Genomic DNA, 24,756 nt, shown 5'->3' on the forward strand with positions numbered 1-24,756 from the left:
ACGTGATGCCGGCCGTCGCGTATCATCCGTTCGGCCTTGAGCAAGGCACTGCAATACGAGATGGAAATCGACAACTCCGAGAGATAATTCGTCCGTCAATGAAATCGCATGGAGCACTGGGGTATGAAGCAGTCTTTTAAGATTCGAAGCGCGGTGCTGGCAGCGCTCGCCTGTGCGGCGATGCTGGCGGGCACCGCATCGGCGCAAGACGTGGATCAGGGAGAAGCGGCGCCGGTGGCGGGCGAGCGCCCGGCGCTCGGTACGCTGGACGGGAAGGCCGGGCCTGGGGCGCAGCAAGTCGCGCCAGCGGGCGGCAACAATGCGCAAGGTAACGTCGCCCAGCTGATGCAATTGATCCGCGACGGCAGACTGAACGAGTTGCGCACCACCTACAACGGCACCTACGGTGCGAGCCTGTTCTTCGACGCGCGGGAAATGACGTACTACGTCGCGCTCTTTCAGGATAAACATTTTTGGCGCGTGATTCAGTCTCAGGATCGCACGCGAGCGGAAGCGATCTACGCATCGTTCGTGCAACAGACTGCTCAACTGTCCGAAATCGAAATTCGCCGGACCGAGTTGCAGGCGCAGAACGCCTTCCTCGATCGCATCATCGCGCTGCAGAATGACCGCGCGAAACGCCTGCAGGCCGACATCGATATCGCCCACGCCCAGCAAGCGCAGGTCGTGGAGCAGCAACGCCAGGCGCGTGGCGAAGCCGCCGAGCTGCAAGCCGAGAAGACCGAGGCGCAGGCGAAACTGCGTGACCTGCAGCGCCAGGTTCAGCAGCTGCAAAAGCAGAACGACGCCGATTTGCCGCTTAGCCGTTAAGCGCATGATGCGCGTCGACGCGCGCGCGTCATGCGAACCGCTGCCGCGCGTGCCCGAAACCGTCAGTGGACGGCGCGCGGCGACGACGCCGCGTTGCTCAATGCGTAATCGACAAGAACAAATACGCGGCGAACAGCGATAGATGCACGGCCCCTTGCAGAATGGTCGTGCGCCCCGTGGCAAGCGTTAGCGTGCCAACCAGCAGCGTCAGCGCCAGCAGCACCGTCTCCATCCCGCCTATGCCGAGCGTCAGCGCCTGCCCGGTCCAGATGAACACCACCGCAACGGTCGGAATCGTCAGGCCGATACTGGCGAGCGCCGAACCGAGCGCCAGGTTGAGGCTCGTCTGCAGGCGATTTGCGCGGGCTTGGCTGACCGCAGCGAGCCCTTCGGGCAACAGCACGAGCGCGGCGATCACGATACCGACGACAGCCTCCGGCGCTCCTGCCGCCCGCACGGCACGCTCGACTGCCGGCGAAAGCAGCTTGGCGAGCAGCACGACGGCGACGAGGGCGATCAGCAGAAACGCGGAACTGATGAGCGCGGTGCGCATGCTGGGCGGATCGGCGTGAACGGATTCATCCTCGGCCTTTGCGTCCGCCAGGAAATAGTCCCGGTGGCGAATTGTCTGGACGAATACGAAGACGCAATAAAGGACTAGCGACGACACGCCGGCGAACGCAAGCTGCGAAGTCGACAAAACCGGCCCCGGTACCGCGCTCAAGTAGTTCGGCATGACGAGCGTCAGGATCGAGAGCGATGCAAGAACCGACATCGCGGCATTCGCGCCGCTCACCCGGAAGTTCTGCTCGCCGTGGCGCAGCCCGCCAACCAAGAGGCAAATCCCCACGATGCCGTTGCAGACGATCATGACGGCAGCGAACACGGTATCGCGCGCCAACCCCGCCTTTTCGGGTCCGGCGCTCAGCATCACCGAAACGATCAATGCGACTTCGATGATGGTCACAGCCACCGCGAGCACCAGCGTGCCGAGCGGCTCGCCGACCCGATGCGCGACCACCTCGGCGTGATGCACGGCGGAAAACACCGCGCCCGCCAGGCACAGCGCGACCAATGCAACGAACCATGCCCCTCCGCCAGCGACCGACGATGCGGCCAATATGATCCAGGCCGCAATCGGCACCCAGAGAGTCCAGCGAGGCAGGTTGTTTGGTGATCGGGCCATCAATGATTTCCTTTTGTTCTAGCGGTGTGGCGAGCGAGCGGCAGCATTGTGCCGCTGGCGGCGCGATTGTACGGAAACTTTCAATTTATACATGAAGTAAGATGCCAAACGACTTTCCTTGCGGAGAAAAGTTTGCGGGATCTTCATGAGGCCGGCGCGCGCGGCAGTCAGTCGATTCGGACGCCGAACGCGTGCAACAGTTCAGGATGTCTGCAACAACGGCTCGCCGAGCTCGGCGCAGCCGCTGCCGGGCGCGAGCGCCTCGATCCCGTAAGGAACTAACCGTGCCCTCGGAAACGTTTCCAATCCTGCGGCTTACGCGTGACGAACTGCCCGTCGATACCGTCGAGCTCGCGCGTTGGATGATCGGCAAATGCATCGTCTACGATTCGCCGCACGGGCGTATGAGCGGTCGGATCGTCGAGACGGAGGCGTATCCGGTCGGCGATTCGACGAGTTACGCGTTTCGCGGCCTAAGGCCCCACAACGGGGCGATGTTTCGGGCGCGGGGCCACGCGCACATGCGGATGGTCTACGGCGCTTCGTACACGCTCAATATGTCGAGCGAAGAGGAGGGCGTCGGCGCGGGTGTGCTCTTTCGCGCGATCGAGCCGCTCGACGGGATCGAATTGATGCAGGCGCGCCGTCCGGGCGTGAAGCTCGTCGACCTCGCGCGCGGGCCGGGGCGCCTGTGTGCCGCGCTGGCGATCGGTCCCGAATGGGATTGCGCCGATCTATGCGGCGAGGCAGCGCTGTGGATCGGGCGGCTCGCGCCGGACACCGTGTGTGTCGCGTCGACCAAGCGCATCGGCCTGTCGCGCGAGATGCATGTGCCGCTGCGCTTTTACGTGCCGGGCAGCCGCTTCGTAAGCGGGCCGAAGCGGCTGCTCGAGCCGCTCGCGCTCAGTGGGTCGCCGGACGCCCGGTCTTGACGGTTTCGACCGACGCGACCACGGCCAGCAATTTCTTCTCGGGCAAGGCGGCGAGGGCTGCCAGCCCGGCGCGCAACAGCTCGCTTTTCTTCACGACGACACCGCTCTTCAAACAGACGGCCTTGAGTTCGGCGATCTTTTCGAAGTCGTGCTTGGGCATCGTGAAGCTGTCGCGGATCACCTTGTCGCGTTTCTCGGCTTTTTTCTTCTTCGCGCCGGCGGCCTGCGCGCCGTTGCTCGCCGGGACAGCGGCCGGCGGCGCAACGACCGCCGCCTTGGCCGGCTTTTCAGCGGCCTTCGCGGCGGGCTTCGCCGTTGTTTTGGTGGTGGCTTTGGACTTGGCGGCAGAAGACGATGCGGGCTTTTCGACGGTGTCGGTGGTTGCCTTTTTGGTCGGCATGGTCGGGCTCCTTCGCAAGTTGGAATAATTTAAACGGTATATCACGTTTTCGAGATGCCTCCAAGGCTTGCGGGGGAAGGGGGAGCGTTGGGGTTGGTAAGAACTGGAGCGAAACCGGCCGGACTTAGCGAGTCGGCCGGTTTTCGGTGTGTTGGGACAGCGATTACGCGGCTTTTGCAACTTGGCCGAAAAGCGCGCGGTGGGTCTGCTCGCTCATTTCAATGGTCAGAGCCACGGTGTTTTCGACGCCGATTCGCATCGGCGGGCCGAATCGGTGCATGTCGATACCAGTCCGCTTCAGCAAGCGCTCCACGCTCGTCGTAGTCACCGTGACGTAGCTCACGATGCCCATGCGATCGGCAAACTTCACGATTTCGCGCATTGCATCCAGCGCGAGATCGCCAAACGCGAAACGCTCCTCTGAGTCCGACTCGATCGCAAAACGGCTTAGTTCCCAAACGCGAGGATCCTCCGGGGTAGGGTGCCCATGCAGCAGTTCGGGGAAGGTGTCTTTCAGCATGTACGGGCCTTCGGTGGGCAGGACTCGCCAGCACCCCCGCAGTTCGTTCGAGCTGCCGTGCACGAGCATGTAGTGAGGCGACAAAGCGTCATACCCGTCGATTTCCATACCGGACAGGATAGCGACGTTCCACTTCATCCGGTCGCGAAAGACCTTGGCGCGCAGACGATACATCTGAGCCAATTCCGCCATCGCGAAATCTTGCCGCGTGCCGATTCTAATCGTTGCTTTCATTTTGCTCTCCAGTGTTAGCGTTGCTACGTAAAGAGCATGTGAAATTATGCGTTTTGGGTGGCGCGTGTAACTGTCTAGCAAGATAGGTACAAATTGCTGCAAGGCTTGAGATGATGCGAACCTTAAGATGTCAACGAGGAGGCAATTATGTCGAGCGTCGAACTTTACTCGGTGGAGTCCCACGAGCCGCGCCTGCCAGCGCACGTCGAAATCAATAGTGCCTTTATCCAGGCCTATCGCAAGAGAGTGAAGGAGAGTCAGAAGCGCTTCTGGTCACGCTTTGGCGTGACGCAGTCGCGTGGCAGCCGGTTTGAACTCGGTGCGAGTATTCCGAAGCCTGTGATGATTCTGCTCCGACTTTATTTCGAAAAAATTATATCGGACGACGAAATTTCGCGTGTTTCGCAGTCGCGCCCCGCCGCGCGCTGGCCAACGGTGGTCAATCCGGATCTATCAAGCCCATTCGGGTTGCTTTGACCGCTGCGGCGCTTCTGGAACTGACGCCGAACTTCGTGCGAATGTTGGTCATGTGGAAATTGATTGTGGCTTCGGAGCAACCGAATATCTTCGCGATCTCCCACGTCGATTTCCCTTGAGCCGTCCATTTCAGGCATTCGGATTCGCGCGGCGTCAGTTTCGGGATCAGCGATTCGGTGTGGCTATGCAGGAAGCGCTGGCTCATATCGAATGCGACATCGCGCAGCAGGGTCAACGTTGGCAGATCTTGTTCAATCTGCCTCCGAACATTCTCCGTCGTTTTTTCGCTTGACACGAAGCACAGCATCCCGAGCTCTTGCTTCGGTCCATGGATCGGCAGCGTCACACCGGTTCGCAAGCCATACATGCTGGCTTCTTCGTAAAGTCTCTGCTGCTCGTCGCCCACGAATTGCTGTGATGACCAGATGAGAGGGCTCATCCGTGTCCAACAGTGTTCGACTGTCGGGTCAATCAATACGTACCCCTCGTCGACGTAGGTCTTCCGCCAGTCGGTCGGGTAGTTGTTGCGCAGATACACGTCGGTGTACTTCATCCCAGGCCTTGGCACGACTGCGAAAAGCGTGTGCTCGAAGCCGTATTGGCTCCCAAATGCGGAAAGCGCGTGGAACCACGATTTCTCGTCGGTTGCCTGCCATAGCGGAGACATTTGGTCGATGAATTGTCGCGGCATTACACCCTCGGAAGTTGCAAAGACCATGTTCGGTGAATAGGCTGATTCGCTTTCGACGGATTGGCTTTGCTTTTTAAGACAATAACGGTATGTGAAAAATCATACCAGACAAATGCATCTTTAACTTCTTATCCTTCTTTGCCGAACTGGAGCGGCGATGCTAAATGCGCGCTCAATGTTTGTCTGTTGCGTTTGAATTCCATTTCAAGTGCGGATTGGCATGTATCGCACCGTCTGTCTAGCGTAGCGCGGATTGAATTGCGCAGCCATGCGTCGAATCGCGGCGTGTTATCGCAGGCACCGCGAGAAACGTATCGCGCTATGCACTCTGTTAGTGCCGGCTTTGCGGCTAGTTCGATTTTCTGATCGTTCTCGCCGCGGGAGTCTCACGGCAAATCCGCGGCTGGACAGATTTTCCCCGTCAATGAGCATTAATGCGAAACGCGTGATGTATCGCGAGAAGCGTAACGCATCAATGCGGAATTATTTCTGAGATCGTAAAAGTGCTTATCTGAGCTTGGGGTTTTTGTCGAAAGTGACGATGACTAGACTGAAGTTAATCGCTTAAGACATTCAGTCATTGCGACAACCCACAAAATCTGGAGGTAATCATCATGAAATCGATCGTCTATGCCGCTGTTATCGCTACTGTCCTGGCCGCACCGGTGGCTTCGTTCGCACAATCGGCACAGCCGGTGAGCCGCGCGCAAGTGCGCGCAGAACTCGTGCAATTGGAAAAGGCAGGGTATCAGCCGGGATCGGACAACCTGACCTATCCGTCCGACATTCAGGCTGCGGAACAGCGCGTGCATGGGCAGGACGTGCAGGCCGCCGCGGCTGGTACGAGCGGCTACGGCCCGCAAGTGAGCGGCGCATCGCAGTCGGGTGCTCCGGCTGCTAACGCCAACGGCCCGATGTCGGTCTACTTCGGCCGCTGAGGTTGAGTCGTCGGCACCCGCGGCGCGCAAGGCGCCGTGCGATGCCGTACGACGTGGACTGCGGCGGGCTCGCCCGCATCATCCGATGCGCGGCGCGCCTGCCGATGTCGCGGATGCGCCAAGCTCAGGTGTGCGCACCCGTGATGTAGTGCTCGAGCTGCTGAATCGTGAACTGCTGCTCGTCGATGATGTTCTTCACCAGATCCCCGATCGACACCATGCCGACGAGCTTGCCTTCGTCGATGACAGGCAAGTGACGCATCCGATGCTCGGTCATGAGCGCCATGCAGTCCTGTGCGGTCTCACTCAAGCGCACGTAGCGCACCGACTTGGTCATGATGTCGCGTACAGGCGTGGTTTTAGACGAGCGGTCCATCAGCACGACTTTGCGAGCGTAGTCGCGCTCCGTCACAATGCCGACGATGTCGGCGTCCTGCGTTACGATGAGCGCGCCGATTTGCCGGTCGGACATGAGCTTGATGGCGTCGAAGACCGATTTATCGGCCCCGATCGTTACGACAGACTGTTCGGGTTTGGACTTCAGGATTTGCGCAACGCTTGGCATGAAGGTGTCTCCGATTTGATGTGAAGGGGCACGGTTCAACGGCAAAAGCGAGGGGCTTGGGTTCAAGTATAGGCCCGCGCGCGGCGTCTCGCGCCAGTGCCGACCCTTAGCTTGTATGCAAACGCGCAAAAGTGCGTTCCGAAACCGATATTGGGATTAGCGGTAAACTTCGATTCCGCGTACCGGTTGCCGGTACCCCTGAAATCTTGCCTCGCGCATTTCCTTATCGCCATGTCCACGCCTCACACTTCGTCGCCAGCCGATGGCGCCTCCGCCGGAGAATGCGTCACGCTCGCCGCGACGGCGACGCTTCCCACCCGCTACGGCACGTTCACCTCGTACGCGTTTCGCGTGAACGGCGGCGATGCCGAGCATCTTGCGCTCGTCATGGGTGAGGTCGGCGATCAGCAATCGGTGCTGACGCGCTTGCATTCGGAATGCCTGACGGGCGACGTATTCGGTTCGTATCGCTGCGATTGCGGCGAGCAGCTCGACCAGGCGTTGCGCTACATCGCGGCCGAAGGGCGCGGCGTGCTGCTTTATCTGCGCGGGCACGAAGGACGCGGCATCGGTCTTTCCAACAAGATCCGGGCATATGCGCTGCAGGAGCAGGGGCTCGATACCGTCGAGGCGAATCTCGAGCTTGGCTTGCCCGACGATGCGCGCGAGTACGACTCCGCCGCAGCGATTCTGCGCATCCTCAAGGTGACGTCGGTGCGGCTGATGAGCAACAACCCGAAGAAGTTCGACACGCTGTCGAAACACGGCATTCCGATTTGCGAGCGCGTCGCGCTCGCAATCCCGGTGCGTGAAGAAAACGAACGCTATATCCGCACGAAGCAGGTCAAATTCGGGCACTTCTACTTTGAAGAGAACGAGTAGCCTGCGGGCGCGCTGTTCGCCGTGAGTTCGGCACCCGCGCCCGACTGGCCCGGCGTCTCATCCAGAACGCATTCAATGGGCATCTGAAAGCGCGTCGCCAGTTCCGTCTCGATCCAGGCGCAGACTTGCATCGTTGCTTCATGCGCCGCCACATCGGCGAATTCGTAGCGGAATTGGACGCGCACGTCCCGCCCCGTCAGCCGTGCTTCGATGTCCTGCAATTGGACAAAGGGCGACGCGAGTTTCAAGTGGGCGTCGATCTCCGCGAAGTGGTATTCGAGCCAGTCGGCGAGAAAGAGCGCGTCGTCGCGACGTTCGACTGCAAACGTCACGGCGCGAAGCGCGCAGGCGCCGAGCGGTTCGCCTGCGGCCGGGTCGTTTTGCGGGTCATTTTGCGATTCGCAGACCCAGCCGGTTGGAAGCGGGAATCGCAGGCGCCGCAACTGTGCGTGGCGGGTGTGATCGGGTGCGCGCCCCGGCTCCGGCTGGCGCACGAGGGTCGAGTGGACGAGGTCGCGCCGGTGCCGCTGCTGGTAGGCCCGCAGTGTTTGCCAGAGCAACTCGTGATCGTCGGAGCGCGAAGGTTGCACTGTCAGTTCGAGTCTGCCGCCGACGGCGCGGTCCACGCCGCGTATGACCAGGCGCATTTCACACAACGGCTCGTCGCCGCAAACAATCGTGGCTGGCCTCGGCAGGCCGATCGGCGGCAGTTTGGCGGGCTCGCCGAGGCTGAACACCAGACCCTCGCGGTTGAGACGCACAAGCGGCATGGGTTGCGCAATGCCGGCGTATTCGAGCGTCATCCGTGCTCGCTTCGCGAAGCTGAAGCCTGATAGTGCCGCGCGGGAGGCGGAAGGTTTGGACACGTTGTTCTCCGTGTTAACGGTCACTGAAGCGGCTGCTCGGTTCGAGAAGAGACGCCGGACGACGGGGCGTTCAAGCGCCGAGGCGCAACACAAGGTGCTCGCGGCGCTTCGACCCGGAGCGCGTCTGCCACGTGCCACCACACGTTGAGCGATCGATGCTGTTCAAGCGCGGCAGCAAGACTTCGAGAACGGCGTGCGCCTGCATTTGCGCGAGCGCCTGTGCAAGCGGGCGCTGGCCGTGGTCGGCGAAGCGGGTGAGGACGTCACGCTGGGCGAGCCATTGCGCCGCCAGCTCGCGCCGATCGATTAGCGCATTGACGAGGTCGCCAATCTGTCCAGGCACGCCAACGCTGCCGCAGAGCAAGATCCGCATGCCCGCGATAACGATTACATCCTCGATCGGCCCAAGCGCCGGCGTCCAGCTGGTCTCGAGCGAAGCAAACAGGCTCGGCATGCGCGCCACGTTGCGCGGTTGGCGATAGGCGCTGGCGAAGATCCGGCGCAGCTCGTCAATGGCGTCGATCGCACCTTTGACGCCAGCGCGGGACAGCTTGCCGGGCGCGAGCGTAAGCCGCAGCGCGCGGCCGAGATGATGCAGCCTGCGGCGCTGCTGGTCGGCGAGACCGCACCATGCCGCCAGCAGATCCGGCCAGAGCGGTTGCGCGATCTCTTCGACGAGATCGAAGGTTGAACGCGCTCGCGTTTGGATGAGCGTCAGGCGGTTTCGCACGCTCGAGCGCGCGCAGACTTGCAATGCCGCGAGCGCTTTAGGCGGGCACGCGCGAACTTCCCAGGCACCGAAACGCAGCGAGCCGCTGTCTTCCGGCGACGCGAACACGCGCGCGGCGTCGCGCGCCACGCGCGGCGGCATATCGATGCGCCAAAGCGCGGCCAGCGCCTCGAGCCCAGGCGTGGCGCTCGTGCACGCCGGATCGTGCCCGATATCGAGCGGCAGGGAAAACAGCTTCGGCGACAAGGCGGGAGGCGTCATGCTTGCGATTTCATATAGCTGCGAATGGCTTAGCGGGCAGGGATGGCAGGCTCAAGCCGCCAGCTTCGACTGCATGCGCTCTAATGAGGGATCGAGCCCCAGTGCGCTCAGCGTCTGGCTATCGATATCGATCCAGCACGCGACGACCATCCGGTCGTCAATCCGCTGCGGCGCACCTGCCCGGTGAGCGTGCACGCCGATTCTCCGAAACAGCCGCTCCATGCTGAGAAACGTCACACCAATCAATTGGCGCGCGCCAAGCCTCGCCGCGCACTCGACGACCGACGCCAGCATCGGCCGCACCGCCCATGCCGAGTCCTCATGGCTGAGGTCGGACGCGGCCGGATTCGCCGCCGGATTCGCCGCCGGATTTGCCGCAAATCGCGACAACTCCCAGACATCGCCGGCAACGGGGGCCGGCATGTCGTCCGCGAGAAGAAACGGGAACAGTTCCTGTAGCAAATAGGGGCGGGTCGTCGGCAACAGCCTGGCGCAACCGCAAATCGACCCCGTCTCGTCGTCCTGAGCGACCACATAAACCGTGTCTTCCCGGTCGTATTGATCGCGCTCGAAGTGATCGTCGGCGCCTGGGAGCTTCCAGCCGAGCTGCTCGACGAAAATTCGATGCCGATAGTGCGCGAGAGCTGTGTCGAGGGGCGCGGGCAACCGCCCGTCGCCATGAACTGACGTTCGCATGGAGTCCTCGCGTGTGCTTTTTTAATGAGCGCATTACATCGCGCGCCCCGAGGACACGAAACTGTCAACGTTGACAGGCGTTTACGTCAGACGAGAGGGCGTTTGCGGCACCCCGACGCCTATTCATAATGAGATTGAAATGAGCCCGGAGTTTGCTTATAAAGAGAGTTGAAGGGATATTTCGAGATAATTGTCGGGGGTTGGGAGGGCGTCTTGAAGGCGGGTGGCGCTAGTGAAGGCCGGAGCCGCAGACGCGCAAGTCGAAGCGCGGCACGAGGACGGCGTTTGCGACTTCGTTCGGCCAGTTCAGTTGAGCGAGTCTGCGGATCAGCGCCTTCGCCGTACGCGCCATGCCGAGGTCGAAGCCGCGCCGGTCGATGCACATGATGTTGCTTCTGACGTCGTCCCAGGCGACGAGGAGCGCGCCGGTCGTGCGGTCGAGATACCAGTCCCAGCCCACCGATATATGCGCAGCCCCAGGGCGCCGCATTCTCTGCCATTCCGTGTAGCCCGCGCGTACTGCATCGACATCGCTGGCGCGCAGATCCGAGAGCAGTGATTCATCGATGCCGGAATCCACGTGGACCAATTGCAATTCCGCAAGCACGCGTTCCGAAACACGGACATAGCCATCGGGGGAAGGGCTATGCAGCAGTGCAGGAGAGGGTTTCATGGCGGGACTGTATCAGCCCGCCGACCTGATGAGACCTGCTAACTATGACAGTCTTACGACGTGCGGGGAAATAATGGAGTTGCTATGGCAAGACGCTTATCAACAGTTTCGCAGCGCGGGGTCCGAGCAGCAGCTGTTCACGCAGATCGCTGATTTCGCCAAGAAGCTGGGCTTCGAATATTGCTGCTATGGGATTCGCGTGCCGCTGCCGGTATCGAAGCCCACGGTGGCGATTTTCGACACGTATCCCACGGGGTGGATGAAGCACTATCAGGACAGCAATTTTCTGCAAATCGATCCGACGGTGCGCGAGGGGATGAACAGCACGGGGCTGATCGTCTGGCCCGACGCGCCGCCTGAGGATTCGCCCAAGCTATGGGAAGACGCGCACGACTTCGGGATGGCGGTCGGTGTCGCGCATTCGAGTTGGGCCGCGCACGGCGTGTACGGACTCCTGACGATCTCGCGCCCCTCCGATCCGCTCACGCCATCCGAGATCGACGACTTGACGCTGCAAACGAGCTGGCTCGCGAATATCACACATACGATGATGAGCCAGTTTCTCGTGCCGAAGCTCGCGCCCGAAGCGAACGTCATGCTGACGCCGCGCGAGCGCGAGGTGCTGTGCTGGACCGGCGAGGGGAAGACATCGTGCGAGATCGGACAGATCCTCAGCATCTCCGAGCGCACGGTCAATTTTCACGTCAACAACATTCTCTTCAAGCTTTCCGCGACCAACAAGGTGCAAGCCGTCGTCAAGGCCATCGCGATGGGGCTCATCGATTCGGCCTAAGCACGACCTTCGACCTGATTTCCACCTAAGCCGCGAGCTTCGATGCGCGTTCCTGCGGCAACGCGCCGAGCTCGGCGAGCGGGTGCTTTTCGCTCATCCACGGCGAGCGCAGGAAATGCCGCTCGCGCTCGACGCGAACCTCCGCTAGCGTGGCGGGCTGCCAGTGCGGCTGGCGGTCCTTGTCGACGAGATGCGCGCGCACGCCTTCGCGGAAGTCGCCGTCGTCGATCGCACGCGTGGCGATGCCGAGTTCCATGCGAAAGCATTCGGCGAGCGTCATCGAGCGTCCGCGCAGCAGTGCTTCGCGGGTCACGTGCAGCATCGTCGGCGAGTGCGAGGCAAGCGCGTCAAGCGTCGCTTGCAGCCAGCTGCGCAGTTCGCGCGGCGGATCGAGCTGCAAATCGGCGGCGAGCGACGCCGCGATATCCGGAACCGTGAGGCGTGCGGCGAAGTGTTTGACGATGAGCGGCATGAAGGCCTCGATGGCCGCGTGCGGCGTGATGTTCGCAGGCGGGACGAAGACGTCGGTAAGGTGTTGCTCGAGCCGCTCGATGTCGTCAGCGGGCATGCGCTGTAGACGCGCTTCGAACGTGCGCAGCCATTCGCTCTGCACGCAGGCATCCGCGAGGCGGCAGCGCACGGCGTCGGCGCCCGTCAGCGTCGTGCCGGTCAGGCCGACGTACAGCTCGAGCTCCACCGGCATGACGCTCAGGAAGCGTGTCGCGCCGACGTCGGGCACGAAGCCGATGCGCGTTTCGGGCATCGCGATCTTGCTGCGCTCAGTCGCGATGCGCAGCGTCGCCGCCTGCGCGAGCCCCATGCCGCCGCCCATCGTGATGCCGTCCATCAGCGCGACGATCGGCTTCGGAAAAGCGTGCAGCGCGAAATCGAGCCGGTATTCGTCGATGAAGAATTGCTGCCATGCGGGCGTGGCGTCCGATGCGCCTGAGGCGCCGGACGCGTGGTAAAGCGCGCGCACGTCGCCGCCCGCGCAGAAGCCCTTTTCGCCGCTGCCTCGCAAGACGAGGGCGACGATCTTGTCGTCCGTGCGGCAACGTTCGACGTGCTCGGCGAGCTCGCGCACCATGTCGTGCGAAAGGGCGTTCAACGCATGCGGCCGGTCGAGTGTCAGGATCGCGACGCGGTTCACGACATGACACGTCACGCGACCTTGCGCGGGGGCTTCGGTTGTTGGCATCGGCATGTTCATCGGCTGTGTTCCTGGCTCGTGCTCCAGCGCGGCGTGCGCTTTTCGAGGAAGGCGTTGACGCCTTCGCGTTGATCGGCGCCGTCGAACAAGTCGACGAAGCGTTCGCGTTCCAGCGCGAGCGCCGCGCCGCGCGGCACGCCGTTGCGCGCCTGATGGATCAGCGTCTTGCTGAACGCCACGGCTTGCGGGCTCAGCGTCGTCACCCGTCGCGCCATCGCGAGCGCCGCTTCGCGCGCCGCGCCGCGTTCGACCACTTCCTCGACGAGATTGATGCGCAGCGCCGTCTTCGCATCGACGCGTTCACCGGTCAGGATGATCCGCTTGGCCCAGCCTTCGCCGACGAGCCAGGGCAGCGTCTGCGTGCCGGCTCCGCAAGGCAGGAGGCCGACGCCCGGCTCAAGCAGCGCGAGCTGAGCGTGCTCTTCGGCGATGCGGATGTCGCACGACAGCGCGCATTCGAGACCGCCGCCCATCGCATAGCCATTGATCGCCGCGATCACGACCGCGCGTGCGTTCTGAAGCGTCTCGAAGGCCGCGCCGAAACGCTGCGCGGCGAGCTGCGCGCGTGCGCGGTCGCCATCGGCGAATTGATTGAGGTCGGCGCCCGCGCAAAAGAACTTCGGACCATCGCCGGTAATGACGATCGCGCGCACCCGCGGCTCGTCGTTCAATTGCTCGACCGTCTGCTGCAGCTGCAGCAGGCCTTCGGGCGTGAACGCGTTGACCGGCGCGCGTTTCAGCGTGATCAGCGCGACGCCCGCCTCGCTCGCGGTATCGAGTTCGATCATCGTTTCGCTCCCACGTCGCGGTACAGCTTGATGACAGCCGAAAAGTCGAGGCCGCCGTCGCCGTGCTGGCTCATCGTTTGATAGAGCTGTTGCGCGAGCGCGCCGAGATAGATCGGCTGCTTCGCGGATTTGGCGGCATCGCCGGCGAGGCCGAGGTCCTTGAGCATCAGGTCGGTGCCGAAGCCGCCCGTGTAGCCGCGCGAGGACGGCGCGGTTTCGATGATGCCGGGGAACGGGTTGTAGGTGTCCGAGCTCCAGCAGCGGCCCGTCGACGTGTTGACGATGCCCGCCAGCACCTTCGGATCGATGCCGAGCGCGGCGCCCAGCGACATCGCTTCCGCGACGCCCGCCATCGTGATGCCGAGCAGCAGGTTGTTGCAGATCTTCGCGACCTGGCCCATGCCGGTGTCGCCGCAATGGACGATGTTCTTGCCCATCGCCGCCAGCACCGGCTTGACTTGCTCGTACGCGGTGGCGTTCGCGCCCACCATGAAGGTCAGCGTGCCCGCGGCCGCGCCGCCGGTGCCGCCGGAGACGGGTGCATCGACGAACGGATTGCCGCGCTCGGCGGCGAGCTTCGCGAAGCCTTGCGCGCTGGCCGGATCGATCGTGCTCGAATCGACGATCGTCACGCCGCGCGCGATGCCGGCGAGCACGCCGTCGTCGGCGGTGAGCACGCTCTTCACGTGGGCGGCGGCCGGCAGCATCGTGATGACGAGTTCGACACCGCTGGCCGCGGCTTTCGGCGAGGCGCTCGCGGTTGCGCCGGCGTCGACGAGCGATTGCACGGCGTCGCGGCTCAAGTCGAATACGTTCAGGCTGTGGCCGTTTTTCAGCAGATTGCGCGCCATCGGCGCGCCCATGTTGCCGAGGCCGATAAAGGCGATTTTCATGTTTAAGTCCTCTGTCGATGGGAGTTAGTGCTTTAGCACTTACTCCCATCCCATGCTTTGGTTGCTTGGAGTTGGCGCTTTAGCGCCTACTCCAAGCCCACAGCGCCTCAGCGCAGGCTGATCGTCGTATTCACGCCGTCGTTAGTGGTCGCGTCGTCGAACCAGCGTGCCGTGACGGTCTTCGTCTGCGTGTAGAACTGCACGACTTGCTTGCCGTACGGGCCGAGGTCGCCGAGCTTCGAGCCGCGCGAGCCGGTGAAGCTGAAGTACGGCACGGGCACCGGAATCGGAATGTTGATGCCGACCTGGCCGATGTCGATCTCGCTCTGGAACTTGCGCGCCGCCGCGCCGCTTTGCGTGAAGAGGCCCACGCCATTGCCGAACGGGTTGCGATTGACGAGCGCGATCGCTTCGTCGAGCGTCGGGACCGTCAGCACGACGAGCACGGGGCCGAAGATTTCGGTCGTGTAGATCGTCATCTCGGTGGTGACGTTCGAGAAGATCGTCGGGCCGATGAAGTTGCCTTGCTCGTAACCCGGCACCTTCACGTTGCGGCCGTCGAGATCGAGCGTCGCGCCTTCTTCGATGCCCTTGCCGATCAGCGACAGGATGCGTTCCTTCGCGCTCTTCGACACGACCGGGCCGATATCGGTGCCGGCCTCGGTGCCTGCGTTGACCTTCAGCGTCTTCGCCTTCTCGACGAGCTCCGGCAGCCATTGCTGCGACGCGCCGACGAGCACCACGACAGAAGTCGCCATGCAGCGCTGGCCCGCCGCGCCGAATCCCGCGCCGGCCAGCGCGTTGAGCGTCTGCTCCTTGTTCGCGTCGGGCAGCACCACGGCGTGGTTCTTCGCGCCCATCATCGACTGCACGCGCTTGCCGTGCTGGCTCGCGAGCGTGTAGACGTGCGTGCCGACAGCCGTCGATCCAACGAACGAAATCGCCTTCACGTGCTCGTGCGTGCAGAGCGCGTCGACCGCTTCCTTGCCGCCGTGGATGACGTTGAGCACGCCGCGCGGCACGCCCGCTTCGATCGCGAGTTCGACGAGCGCCATCGTCGAGAGCGGATCTTGCTCGGACGGCTTCAGCACGAACGTATTGCCGCAGACGATCGCCATCGGGAACATCCACAGCGGAATCATCGCGGGGAAGTTGAACGGCGTGATGCCCGCGCAGACGCCGAGCGGCTGGCGCAGCGTGTAGGTGTCGACCGCGCCGGCGACGTTCTCGGCGAATTCGCCCAATTGCACCGTGCCGATCGAGCACGCATGCTCGACGACTTCAAGGCCGCGGAAGATGTCGCCTTCGGCGTCGGGCAGCGTCTTGCCTTGCTCGGCAGTCAGGATCTTCGCGATGCGCGGCATGTGCTCGCGAATCAGCGCCTGGTACTTGAGCATGATGCGCACGCGCGTGCCGATCGGCGTCGTTTTCCACTGCGCGAACGCGGCATGCGCGGCGCTGACGGCGGCGTCGATTTCGGCGGCGGTCGCAAACGGCACGCGCGCGAGGACTTCCTGCGTGGCCGGGTTCACGATGTCGCGCCATTCTTTCGTCGACGATTCGACGAACTCGCCGTTGATCAGCAGCTTGACGGTAGGTTTGGCGGCGGCAGCGGTGGACGGAATTGCGCTCATTGACAGCTCCTTGTGCAAAGCATCCCGGCATAGAAAGACCGGGGTAGGGAATCGAGGAAACGCGGCGCGCGTCTTCGCGGCGCCACGTGTGAATGCAACCGTTCGGTCAGCGGAGATCGGGGAAGTCTTCCTCCCAATACTCCTCCGAAACGCGCGCGGGCGCATCGCCGCGTTCGATCTCGCGGCGCCGCAGCTCCACGCGGCGGATTTTTCCGGAGATCGTCTTCGGCAGTTCGATGACTTCGAGGCGGCGAATCCGCTTGTACGGTGCGAGTTTTTCGCGCGAGAAGCGGAACACGCTCTTGGCGAGGTCGGGGGTGAATTCGAAGCCGTGGCGCAGTGCGATGAATGCTTTCGGCACCGCGAGGCGCAGCGGATCGGGGCTCGGCACGACGGCGGCTTCCGCGATCGCCTCGTGCTCGATCAGGACGCTCTCGAGTTCGAACGGGCTCAGTCGATAGTCGGACGATTTGAAGACATCGTCGGCGCGGCCGATGTAGATGAAATAGCCGTCGGGACGGCGCACGGCGACGTCCGAGGTCCGGTAACGGCCGTCGCGCATCACGGCTTCGGTCGCGTCGCGATTGTTCGCGTAGCCGGTCATCAGGCCCAGCGGTTCGCTGGCATACGGTGACGCGTGGCCGCCGCGCTTGCCGAGCGGCAGCGTGATTTCGCCTTCCTCGGCGGGGTTGCCGTCGTGATCGACCAGTTCGATCCGGTAGCCGGGCATCGGCCGCCCCATCGACCCGGGCACGACGGGTTGCCCCGGCGAGTTGGCGATCAGGCAGGTGGTTTCGGTCTGGCCGAAGCCGTCGCGGATCGTGATGCCCCACGCGTTGCGCACGCGCTCGATGATCTCGGGATTCAGCGGCTCGCCCGCGCCGACGATCTCGCGCAGCTTCACCGCGTACGACGCGAGCGGCTCCTGCACGAGCATGCGCCAGACGGTGGGCGGCGCGCACATCGTCGTGATGCCATGCTTCGTGAGCGTGTCGAGCGCCTGCCTGGCGTCGAAGCGCGCGTACTGCGAGACGAACACGCACGCCTGCGCATTCCACGGCGCGAAGAAGCAGCTCCATGCGTGCTTGGCCCAGCCAGGCGAGCTGATGTTCCAATGCACGTCGCCAGGCTGCAGGCCGACCCAGTACATCGTCGACAAGCTGCCCACGGGGTAGCTTTCGTGCGTGTGCTGGACGAGCTTCGGTTTGGAGGTCGTGCCGGAGGTGAAGTAGAGCAGCAGCGGGTCGCCGGCGTGTGTGACGCCGTCGGGCGTGAACGTCGCGGAGGCCGCGTAGCCTTCCGCAAAATCGAGCCATCCCGCTTGCGGATTCGCGTTGCCGACGACGACTTTGGTCAGCGTGGAATCGAACGCATCGAACTTCGCCGTCTCTGCAGCGTCGACGATCGCGAACTTCGGCGCGCCGACTTCCACGCGGTCGCGCACTTCGTTCGCCGACAGCAGCGTCGTCGCGGGCAGCACGACCGCGCCGAGCTTGATCGCGGCGAGCATCGCATCCCATAGCTCGACGCGATTCGGCAGCATCAACAGCACGCGGTCGCCGCGCGCCACGCCGATGCTGCGCAGATAGTTTGCGATGCGCGACGAGCGCTCCGACATCTGCGCGAACGATAGCTTCAATTCGTTCCCGCTAACTGCATCGACGATCCACAGCGCGGGATTGTCATTGCCGTGCGCCATGGCGTCGAAGTAATCGAGCGCCCAGTTGAACTCGCCAAGCTGCGGCCACGCGAACTCGCGATACGCGCGCTCGTAGTCGGTCCGATGGCGCAAGAGAAAATCGCGCGCGTCGAAGAAGCCTTGTGCTGCCGTCATCGTCGTCTCTCTCCTTGGCTGCTCTTGATATGTGCGTGCAGACGGATAACCGCCTGCGCGCCGTGAGCTATTAGCCGCCGCGCCCGCGCGACGCGGGCGCAGCTCAAACGTACCGCGCGATCACCATGCGCTGCACTTCGCTCGTGCCTTCATAAATCTGCGTGATGCGTGCGTCGCGGTAATGCCGCTCGACCGGATAGTCTTCGAGATACCCATAGCCGCCGTGAATCTGAATCGCATTCGAGCAGATTTCCTCGGCCAGCTCCGACGCATAAAGCTTCGCTTGCGACGCCTCCGACAAGCACGGCTTGCCCGCGCTGCGCAGGCGCGCCGCGTGATGCACGAGCAGGCGCGCGGCGTTCAGGCGCGTTTCCATGTCGGCGAGCATATTGGCGATCGTCTGGTGTTCCTTGATCGTCTTGCCGAACTGGATGCGCTCGTTGGCGTACTCGCGGGCGGCGTCGAACGCGGCGCGCGCAATGCCGACCGCTTGCGCGGCGATGCCGATGCGTCCGCCTTCGAGATTCGACAGCGCGATCTTCAAGCCTTCGCCGCGCTCGCCGAGCAGGTTTTCCTCGGGGATGCGGCAGTTTTCGAGCGAGATCGGGCAGGTGTCGGAAGCGCGGATGCCGAGCTTGCTCTCGGGGCGGCCCACGTTGAAGCCCGGCGTGTCGGTCGGCACGATGAACGCGGAGATGCCGCGCTTGCCGAGTTCGGGATCGGTGACGGCGAACACCACGGCGATGCCGGCGCGGCTGCCGTTGGTCACGAACTGCTTGCTGCCGTTGATCACCCATTGCCCGTCTTCGAGCACGGCGCGCGTCTTCAGGTTGTTCGCCTCCGACCCGGCCTGCGGCTCGGTCAGGCAGAACGCGCCGATGACCCGGCCGAGCGCGAGATCGCGCAGCCAGCGCGCTTGCTGCGCGGCGGTGCCGAAGTTCAGGATCGGCCCGCAGCCGACCGAGTTGTGCACGCTCATCATGGTGGCGCACGAGGCGCAGCCCGCCGCGATTTCTTCGAGCGCGAGCGCGTAGGCCACGTAGTCGGTGTAAGTGCCGCCCCATTCGGGCGGCACGATCATGCCGAGCAGCCCGAGCTCGCCCAGTTGCGAGACGACTTCGCGCGGCAGCGCGCCTTCGCGGTCCCACTTGCCGGCGTTCGGCGCGAGACATTCGGTGGCGAAGTCGCGCGCCGCGTCTCGGATCATGCGTTGTTCGTCGGTGTAGAAGTCGTCCATGACGCGGGTTCCTGTGTTGCGGATTCGAACGGGGCGGGGCGGCATCAGCGCGGCGACGGCTTGGCGCTAATCACGCGCTCCCCTTAAACTGTGCGGTCTGACCGGTTGCCATACGCGCTGCGAAAGGCGTTGCGCAGGCGCCGGGATCGTCATCGACGGTTGGTGTCATGACCTTGATGCGACAGAGTGTAAGAACCGCGAAGGCGGCTTTCGATGCTCAAGCCGATCAAATTTATTGAGCGTATTTGCCATCAGCTGACAAGGCGCGTGCGCGATTCCGGCGCGACGTGTTCGCTGAATCAACTTTGCTGCAATGCATAACGAAAAAGGGACTATCGCAGTGAGCCTCGTCGAAGAGGCGGTGCACTGCGTCAAGCGGTGCGGGGTCGATCCGCAGCCGCTCTTGGAGGAGGCCGGTATTGCGGCGCAGCTATTGGGCTCGCCGTTGGCGCGCGTCTCGTCGGCGCAATACGGCGCGCTCTGGAACGCGATCTGCCGCGCGCTCGACGACGAATTCTTCGGGCAAGACTCGCATCCGATGAAAAGCGGCAGCTTCATCGCGATGTGCCAGGCGGCGCTGACCGCGCGCGACGGCGCGCAGGCGCTCGCGCGCACGACCGGTTTCATGCGGCTCGTGCTCGACGACATGAGCGCGCAGGTCGCCAAGGAACGCGGTCGTGTGCGCCTGTCGTTCCACGTGCGCGAAGGCGCCGAGCGCAAGCAGATGTTCGCGTACGCGACCTACTTCATCCTCGTGTATGGCGTGGTGTGCTGGCTCGTGGGGCGGCGCATTCCGATTCTCGAAGCGCGCTTCAGCTGCCCCGAGCCTGCGGCAGGGCACGAATACCGGTCGATGTTTTGCGACGACTTGAAGTTTGGTCAGAGCGCGTCGTACGTCGACCTGTCGCCCGATTTTCTCGATCTGCCGGTGATCCAGACGGCGAAGTCGCTCAAGTCGTTTCTGCGCGATGCGCCCGCGATTTTCGTCGTCAAGTACCGCAATCCGGATTCGATTGCCGCGCGCGTGCGCCGCGCGTTGCGTGCGATGCCGATCGCCGAGTGGCCCGGCGCCGACGACATGGCGGCGAAGCTGCGCTTTGCGGAAGCGACGATGCGGCGGCGGCTCAAGCAAGAGGGCTACACGTATCAATCGATCAAAGACGCGCTGCGTCGGGACATCGCGATCGCGTCGCTCCAGGCCGGCGAGCAGACCATCGCCGACATCGCGATTGCCGTGGGCTTTGCCGAGCCGAGCGCGTTTCATCGCGCGTTCAGAAAGTGGACGGGGGGAAAGCCGACCGACTATCGGCCGGAGGCGGACGGCAGCTGATCAAATCGGCTCGGCGTTGGAGGGGAAGCCAACCATCACCGAGCCTTTCCGACCTGACACCTGACCTTAGAACGTGTCGCCGGGCACGCGCACCCAGCCTTCCATCAGCACACGCGCGCTGCGGCTCATGATGGCCTTCGTCACAGTCCATTCGCCGTTCGCTTGAGACGCCTCTGCGCCCACTCGCAAAGTGCCCGACGGGTGGCCGAAGCGCACCGCGTTGCGCTCGCCGCCGCCGGCCGCGAGATTGACCAGCGTCCCGGGTATCGCAGCAGCCGTGCCGATCGCCACCGCCGCCGTGCCCATCATCGCGTGATGGAGCTTGCCCATCGACATCGCGCGCACGAGCAGATCGACGTCGCCCGCCGCCACTCGCTTGCCGCTCGAAGCCACGTAGTCGGCAGGCTTCGCGACGAACGCGATCTTCGGCGTGTGCTGCCGCGTCGCGATCTCGTTCAAGTCCTTGATCAAGCCCATGCGCAGCGCGCCGTAGGCACGAATGGTCTCGAACTTCTTGAGCGCTTCGGCATCGCTGTTGATCGCGTCTTGCAGCTCGGTGCCCGTGTAGCCGATGGCCTCGGCGTTCACGAAGATCGTCGGGATGCCCGCGTTGATCATCGTGGCTTTCAGCGTGCCGACTCCCGGCACGTCGAGGTCGTCGACCAGGTTGCCGGTCGGGAACATCGCGCCGCCGGCGCCTTCTTCCTCCGCCGCCGGGTCCATGAACTCGAGCTGCACTTCGGCGGCGGGGAAGGTCACGCCGTCGAGTTCGAAGTCGCCGGTTTCCTGCACCGCGCCTGCGGTGATTGGCACGTGCGCGATGATGGTCTTGCCGATATTGGCCTGCCAGATGCGCACGACGGCCACGCCGTTTTGCGGCACACGGCTCGCATCGACGAGCTCCGCGCTGATCGCGAACGGCCCGACAGCGGCCGAGAGATTGCCGCAATTGCCGCTCCAGTCGACGAAGGCTTTATCGATGGAGACCTGCCCGAACAGGTAGTCGACGTCGTGACCGGGCTTGCTGCTCTTGGAAATGATGACCGTCTTGCTCGTGCTCGATGTCGCGCCGCCCATCCCGTCGATCTGCTTGCCGTATGGGTCCGGACTGCCGATCACGCGCAGCAGCAGCGCATCGCGCGCCGCGCCCGGCACGCGGGCCGCTTCGGGCAAATCCTGCAGGCGGAAGAACACGCCTTTGCTGGTGCCGCCGCGCATATACGTGGCGGCAATCTTGATCTGGGGTACGTGGGGCATGGGGTGGTTGTCCTGGTGAAACAGCGAGCGGCACATGAGAGTGCCGCCCGCAGATGATGCCTGAACGCGCTGTTATTCAGCTTTCATCAAGCCGCCTTCGACGACTCGAGGAAGTCCTGTGCGAACCGCTGCAGCACGCCGCCCGCTTCGTAGATCGAGACCTCTTCGGCGGTGTCGAGCCGGCAGGTCACGGCCGCTTCCACGCGCTCGCCGTTCTTGCGATGGATGACGAGCGTGAGGTCCGCGCGCGGCTTGCGCTCGCCGATCACGTCGAACGTCTCGGTGCCGTCGATGCCAAGCGTCACGCGGTTCACGCCGGGCTTGAACTCGAGCGGCAGCACGCCCATGCCGACGAGGTTCGTGCGGTGAATGCGCTCGAACCCTTCGGCGACGATCGCTTCGGTGCCCGCCAGACGCACGCCCTTGGCCGCCCAGTCGCGCGACGAGCCCTGGCCGTAGTCCGCCCCGGCGATGATGATGAGCGGCTGCTTGCGGTCCATATACGTCTCGATCGCTTCCCACATGCGCGTCACGCGGCCTTCCGGCTCGACGCGCGCGAGCGATCCCTTCTTCACCTGGCCGTCGACCACCGCCATCTCGTTGACGAGCGTCGGGTTCGCGAAGGTGGCGCGCAGCGCGGTGAGGTGGTCGCCTCGGTGAGTCGCGTAGGAGTTGAAGTCTTCCTCCGGCAAGCCCATCTTCGCGAGGTATTCGCCGGCGGCGCTGTCTGCGAGGATCGCGTTGGACGGCGAGAGGTGATCGGTCGTGATGTTGTCGCCGAGCACGGCGAGGGCGCGCAATCCGCGCAGCGTGCGCTCGCCCGCCAGCGCGCCTTCCCAGTACGGCGGACGGCGGATGTAGGTGCTTTGCGCGCGCCAGTCGTACAGCGGATTGATCGGCTCGCTGCCGGCGGCCGTGACGGCGAACATCGGCTCGTAGACCTTGCGGAATTGCTCGGGCTTCACGCTTTGCGCGACGATCGCGTCGATCTCCTCGTCGCTCGGCCAGATGTCCTTCAGATAGACCGGCTTGCCGTCCTTGTCCGTGCCGAGTGCATCCCGCTCGATGTCGAAGCGGATCGTGCCGGCAATCGCGTAAGCCACCACCAGCGGCGGCGACGCCAGGAACGCCTGCTTCGCGTACGGATGGATGCGGCCGTCGAAGTTGCGGTTGCCCGACAGCACGGCGGTCGCGTACAGGTCGCGGTCGATGATCTCCTGCTGGATCGCCGGATCGAGGGCGCCCGACATGCCGTTGCACGTGGTGCACGCGAACGCGACGATGCCGAAGCCGAGCTGCTCCAGCTCGGGCAGCAGCTTCGCTTCTTCGAGGTAGAGCTCGACCGCCTTGGAGCCCGGCGCGAGCGAGGACTTGACCCACGGCTTGCGCGTCAAGCCGCGCGCGTTGGCGTTGCGCGCGAGCAGGGCCGCCGCGATCACGTTGCGCGGGTTGCTCGTGTTCGTGCAGCTCGTGATGGCCGCGATGATGACGGCGCCGTCGGGCATCTGGCCGGGCACGTCCTCCCACTTGCCGGCGATGCCGCGAGCGGCCAGATCGGACGTCGGCAGCCTCTTGTGCGGATTCGACGGACCCGCCATGTTGCGGACCACGGTCGAGAGGTCGAACGTGAGCACGCGTTCGTATTCGGCGTGCTGCAACGTATCGGCCCACAGGCCGGCGGTTTTTGCGTAGGTTTCGACGAGCTTGACCTGTTCCTCGGCGCGGCCCGTCAGGCGCAGGTAAGCGAGGGTCTGCTCGTCGATGTAGAACATCGCCGCCGTGGCGCCGTATTCGGGGGCCATGTTCGAGATCGTCGCGCGGTCGCCGAGCGTGAGGCTCGACGCGCCTTCGCCACGAAACTCCAGATACGCGCCCACCACCTTTTCCTTGCGCAGAAACTCGGTCAGCGCGAGCACTATGTCGGTGGCGGTGATGCCGGGCTGACGCTTGCCCGAAAGCTCCACGCCGACGATATCCGGCAACCGCATCCACGACGCGCGCCCGAGCATCACATTCTCGGCTTCGAGGCCGCCCACACCGATGGCGATCACGCCAAGCGCGTCGACGTGCGGCGTGTGGCTGTCGGTGCCGACGAGCGTGTCGGGGTAGGCCACGCCGTTTACCGCGTGGATCACCGGGCTCATCCGCTCCAGATTGATCTGATGCATGATGCCGTTGCCCGGCGGGATCACGTCGACGTTCTTGAACGCTTTCTTGGTCCAGTTGATGAAGTCGAAGCGGTCTTCGTTGCGTCGATCCTCGATCGCACGATTCTTCGCGAACGCATCGGGATCGAAGCCGCCGCATTCCACGGCGAGCGAATGGTCGACGATCAACTGCACGGGCACAACCGGGTTCACGAGCGCCGGGTCGCCGCCTTGCTCGGCGATCGCATCGCGCAGGCCGGCGAGGTCGACGAGCGCGGTTTGGCCGAGGATGTCGTGGCACACGACGCGCGCCGGGAACCAAGGGAAATCGAGGTCGCGCTTGCGTTCGATGATCTGCTTGAGCGATGCGGCAAGCGTAGCGGGATCGCAGCGGCGCACGAGATTCTCGGCGAGCACGCGCGAGGTGTACGGCAGCTTGTCGTAGGCGCCGGATTCGATCGCTTCGACGGCTGCGCGCGTGTCGAAGTAATCGAGCGCGGTGCCGGGCAGGGGTTTGCGGTTTGCGGTGTTCATAGCGTGGGGAAAGCGCGGGTCGGAGTCGAGAGGGGCAGCGAAGAGGTCAGGGGACCATGCGAGCTTTATCGAGCTTCAGCGCGCATTATCCCCTTTCCTAATCAGCGCTTCTCGATCGGCACGAATTTCAAATCTTCCGGGCCCGTGTAATTCGCGCTGGGGCGGATGATCTTGTTGTCGATGCGCTGCTCGATGATGTGGGCGGCCCAGCCCGAGG

24 protein-coding genes are annotated in these 24,756 nt (G+C 63.7%); 7 read left to right on the forward strand and 17 right to left on the reverse strand.

Features of this window, described 5'->3' with window-relative positions:
• Nucleotides 1-123: 123 nt before the first annotated feature.
• Entirely contained in the window at nt 124-831 is a 708-nt protein-coding gene (locus tag AAHK20_RS18515) for a DUF2968 domain-containing protein (RefSeq protein ID WP_449182954.1), read from the forward strand.
• A 97-nt stretch (nt 832-928) separates the two neighbouring features.
• Here the strand turns inward: AAHK20_RS18515 and AAHK20_RS18520 are convergent, their stop codons facing one another.
• Nucleotides 929-2,017, reverse strand: coding sequence for a calcium:cation antiporter (locus AAHK20_RS18520; RefSeq protein WP_449182955.1), 1,089 nt, complete (start codon nt 2,015-2,017; stop codon nt 929-931).
• Between the two features lie 284 nt (nt 2,018-2,301).
• Here AAHK20_RS18520 and AAHK20_RS18525 point away from each other — a divergent pair, with 284 nt between their 5' ends.
• Entirely contained in the window at nt 2,302-2,949 is a 648-nt protein-coding gene (locus AAHK20_RS18525) for a DNA-3-methyladenine glycosylase (protein WP_449182956.1), read from the forward strand.
• On the opposite strand, the gene AAHK20_RS18530 is transcribed toward AAHK20_RS18525, so the two are convergent.
• Together AAHK20_RS18530 and AAHK20_RS18535 are read right to left on the reverse strand one after the other, a co-directional pair.
• Nucleotides 2,921-3,349, reverse strand: coding sequence for a hypothetical protein (locus AAHK20_RS18530; protein WP_449182957.1), 429 nt, complete (start codon nt 3,347-3,349; stop codon nt 2,921-2,923). The genes AAHK20_RS18525 and AAHK20_RS18530 overlap by 29 nt on opposite strands.
• Nucleotides 3,350-3,512: 163 nt before the next feature.
• Nucleotides 3,513-4,103, reverse strand: coding sequence for an acyl-homoserine-lactone synthase (locus AAHK20_RS18535; protein ID WP_449182983.1), 591 nt, complete (start codon nt 4,101-4,103; stop codon nt 3,513-3,515).
• A 147-nt stretch (nt 4,104-4,250) separates the two neighbouring features.
• On the opposite strand from AAHK20_RS18535, the gene AAHK20_RS18540 reads away from it, so the two are divergent.
• Nucleotides 4,251-4,580: a helix-turn-helix domain-containing protein gene (locus tag AAHK20_RS18540; RefSeq protein WP_449182958.1), complete on the forward strand. Its 330-nt coding sequence runs from the start codon at nt 4,251-4,253 to the stop codon at nt 4,578-4,580.
• Here AAHK20_RS18540 and AAHK20_RS18545 read toward each other — a convergent pair.
• Nucleotides 4,543-5,247, reverse strand: a complete 705-nt coding sequence (locus AAHK20_RS18545) for a helix-turn-helix transcriptional regulator (RefSeq protein ID WP_449182984.1) — start codon at nt 5,245-5,247, stop codon at nt 4,543-4,545. The genes AAHK20_RS18540 and AAHK20_RS18545 overlap by 38 nt on opposite strands.
• Before the next feature lie 638 nt (nt 5,248-5,885).
• Between AAHK20_RS18545 and AAHK20_RS18550 the strand changes: the two genes are divergently transcribed.
• A complete protein-coding gene (locus AAHK20_RS18550; RefSeq protein WP_449182959.1) occupies nt 5,886-6,209 on the forward strand; it encodes a DUF4148 domain-containing protein in 324 nt (107 codons plus the stop codon).
• A gap of 124 nt (nt 6,210-6,333) precedes the next feature.
• On the opposite strand, the gene AAHK20_RS18555 is transcribed toward AAHK20_RS18550, so the two are convergent.
• Entirely contained in the window at nt 6,334-6,774 is a 441-nt protein-coding gene (locus AAHK20_RS18555) for a CBS domain-containing protein (RefSeq protein ID WP_449182960.1), read from the reverse strand.
• Between the two features lie 231 nt (nt 6,775-7,005).
• On the opposite strand from AAHK20_RS18555, the gene ribA reads away from it, so the two are divergent.
• A complete protein-coding gene (gene ribA, locus AAHK20_RS18560; RefSeq protein ID WP_449182961.1) occupies nt 7,006-7,656 on the forward strand; it encodes a GTP cyclohydrolase II in 651 nt (216 codons plus the stop codon).
• Here the strand turns inward: ribA and AAHK20_RS18565 are convergent.
• The 4 genes from AAHK20_RS18565 to AAHK20_RS18580 form a co-directional block, all read right to left on the reverse strand.
• The gene (locus AAHK20_RS18565) at nt 7,635-8,522 is read right to left on the reverse strand and encodes a hypothetical protein (RefSeq protein WP_449182962.1); all 888 of its coding nucleotides are present in this window, start codon (nt 8,520-8,522) and stop codon (nt 7,635-7,637) included. The genes ribA and AAHK20_RS18565 overlap by 22 nt on opposite strands.
• A gap of 70 nt (nt 8,523-8,592) precedes the next feature.
• Complete coding sequence (locus tag AAHK20_RS18570) at nt 8,593-9,513, reverse strand: hypothetical protein (RefSeq protein WP_449182963.1); 921 nt, start codon at nt 9,511-9,513, stop codon at nt 8,593-8,595.
• A 51-nt stretch (nt 9,514-9,564) separates the two neighbouring features.
• Nucleotides 9,565-10,209 (reverse strand): acyl-homoserine-lactone synthase, encoded by a 645-nt coding sequence (locus AAHK20_RS18575; RefSeq protein ID WP_449182964.1) that lies wholly within the window; start codon nt 10,207-10,209, stop codon nt 9,565-9,567.
• Nucleotides 10,210-10,438: 229 nt separating this feature from the next.
• Nucleotides 10,439-10,882 carry a DUF4902 domain-containing protein gene (locus tag AAHK20_RS18580; protein WP_449182965.1) on the reverse strand — a complete coding sequence of 148 codons (444 nt, stop codon included), beginning with the start codon at nt 10,880-10,882 and terminating at the stop codon, nt 10,439-10,441.
• Nucleotides 10,883-10,955: 73 nt separating this feature from the next.
• Between AAHK20_RS18580 and AAHK20_RS18585 the strand changes: the two genes are divergently transcribed.
• A complete protein-coding gene (locus AAHK20_RS18585) occupies nt 10,956-11,675 on the forward strand; it encodes an autoinducer binding domain-containing protein (RefSeq protein WP_449182985.1) in 720 nt (239 codons plus the stop codon).
• 25 nt (nt 11,676-11,700) lie between these two features.
• On the opposite strand, the gene AAHK20_RS18590 is transcribed toward AAHK20_RS18585, so the two are convergent.
• From AAHK20_RS18590 to AAHK20_RS18615, 6 genes are all read right to left on the reverse strand, one after another.
• Nucleotides 11,701-12,885, reverse strand: a complete 1,185-nt coding sequence (locus tag AAHK20_RS18590; protein ID WP_449182966.1) for an enoyl-CoA hydratase/isomerase family protein — start codon at nt 12,883-12,885, stop codon at nt 11,701-11,703.
• Nucleotides 12,882-13,673, reverse strand: a complete 792-nt coding sequence (locus AAHK20_RS18595) for an enoyl-CoA hydratase (RefSeq protein ID WP_449182967.1) — start codon at nt 13,671-13,673, stop codon at nt 12,882-12,884. Before AAHK20_RS18595 ends, AAHK20_RS18590 begins: the two co-directional genes overlap by 4 nt.
• A complete protein-coding gene (mmsB, locus tag AAHK20_RS18600) occupies nt 13,670-14,566 on the reverse strand; it encodes a 3-hydroxyisobutyrate dehydrogenase (RefSeq protein WP_449182968.1) in 897 nt (298 codons plus the stop codon). The genes AAHK20_RS18595 and mmsB overlap by 4 nt, the downstream gene beginning before the upstream one ends.
• A 107-nt stretch (nt 14,567-14,673) precedes the next feature.
• Entirely contained in the window at nt 14,674-16,200 is a 1,527-nt protein-coding gene (locus AAHK20_RS18605; RefSeq protein WP_449182969.1) for a CoA-acylating methylmalonate-semialdehyde dehydrogenase, read from the reverse strand.
• 106 nt (nt 16,201-16,306) lie between these two features.
• Nucleotides 16,307-18,034, reverse strand: coding sequence for an AMP-binding protein (locus tag AAHK20_RS18610; protein ID WP_449182970.1), 1,728 nt, complete (start codon nt 18,032-18,034; stop codon nt 16,307-16,309).
• A 103-nt stretch (nt 18,035-18,137) separates the two neighbouring features.
• Entirely contained in the window at nt 18,138-19,271 is a 1,134-nt protein-coding gene (locus tag AAHK20_RS18615; RefSeq protein ID WP_449182971.1) for an acyl-CoA dehydrogenase, read from the reverse strand.
• 313 nt (nt 19,272-19,584) lie between these two features.
• On the opposite strand from AAHK20_RS18615, the gene AAHK20_RS18620 reads away from it, so the two are divergent.
• Nucleotides 19,585-20,601: an AraC family transcriptional regulator gene (locus tag AAHK20_RS18620; protein ID WP_449182972.1), complete on the forward strand. Its 1,017-nt coding sequence runs from the start codon at nt 19,585-19,587 to the stop codon at nt 20,599-20,601.
• Nucleotides 20,602-20,667: 66 nt separating this feature from the next.
• On the opposite strand, the gene prpF is transcribed toward AAHK20_RS18620, so the two are convergent.
• A complete protein-coding gene (gene prpF, locus AAHK20_RS18625) occupies nt 20,668-21,858 on the reverse strand; it encodes a 2-methylaconitate cis-trans isomerase PrpF (RefSeq protein ID WP_449182973.1) in 1,191 nt (396 codons plus the stop codon).
• An 86-nt stretch (nt 21,859-21,944) separates the two neighbouring features.
• On the reverse strand, nt 21,945-24,539 hold the full coding sequence (acnD, locus tag AAHK20_RS18630; RefSeq protein WP_449182974.1) for a Fe/S-dependent 2-methylisocitrate dehydratase AcnD: 2,595 nt from the start codon (nt 24,537-24,539) through the stop codon (nt 21,945-21,947).
• Nucleotides 24,540-24,756: the final 217 nt, after the last annotated feature.

The sequence above is a fragment of the Trinickia camelliae genome (assembly GCF_053525655.1).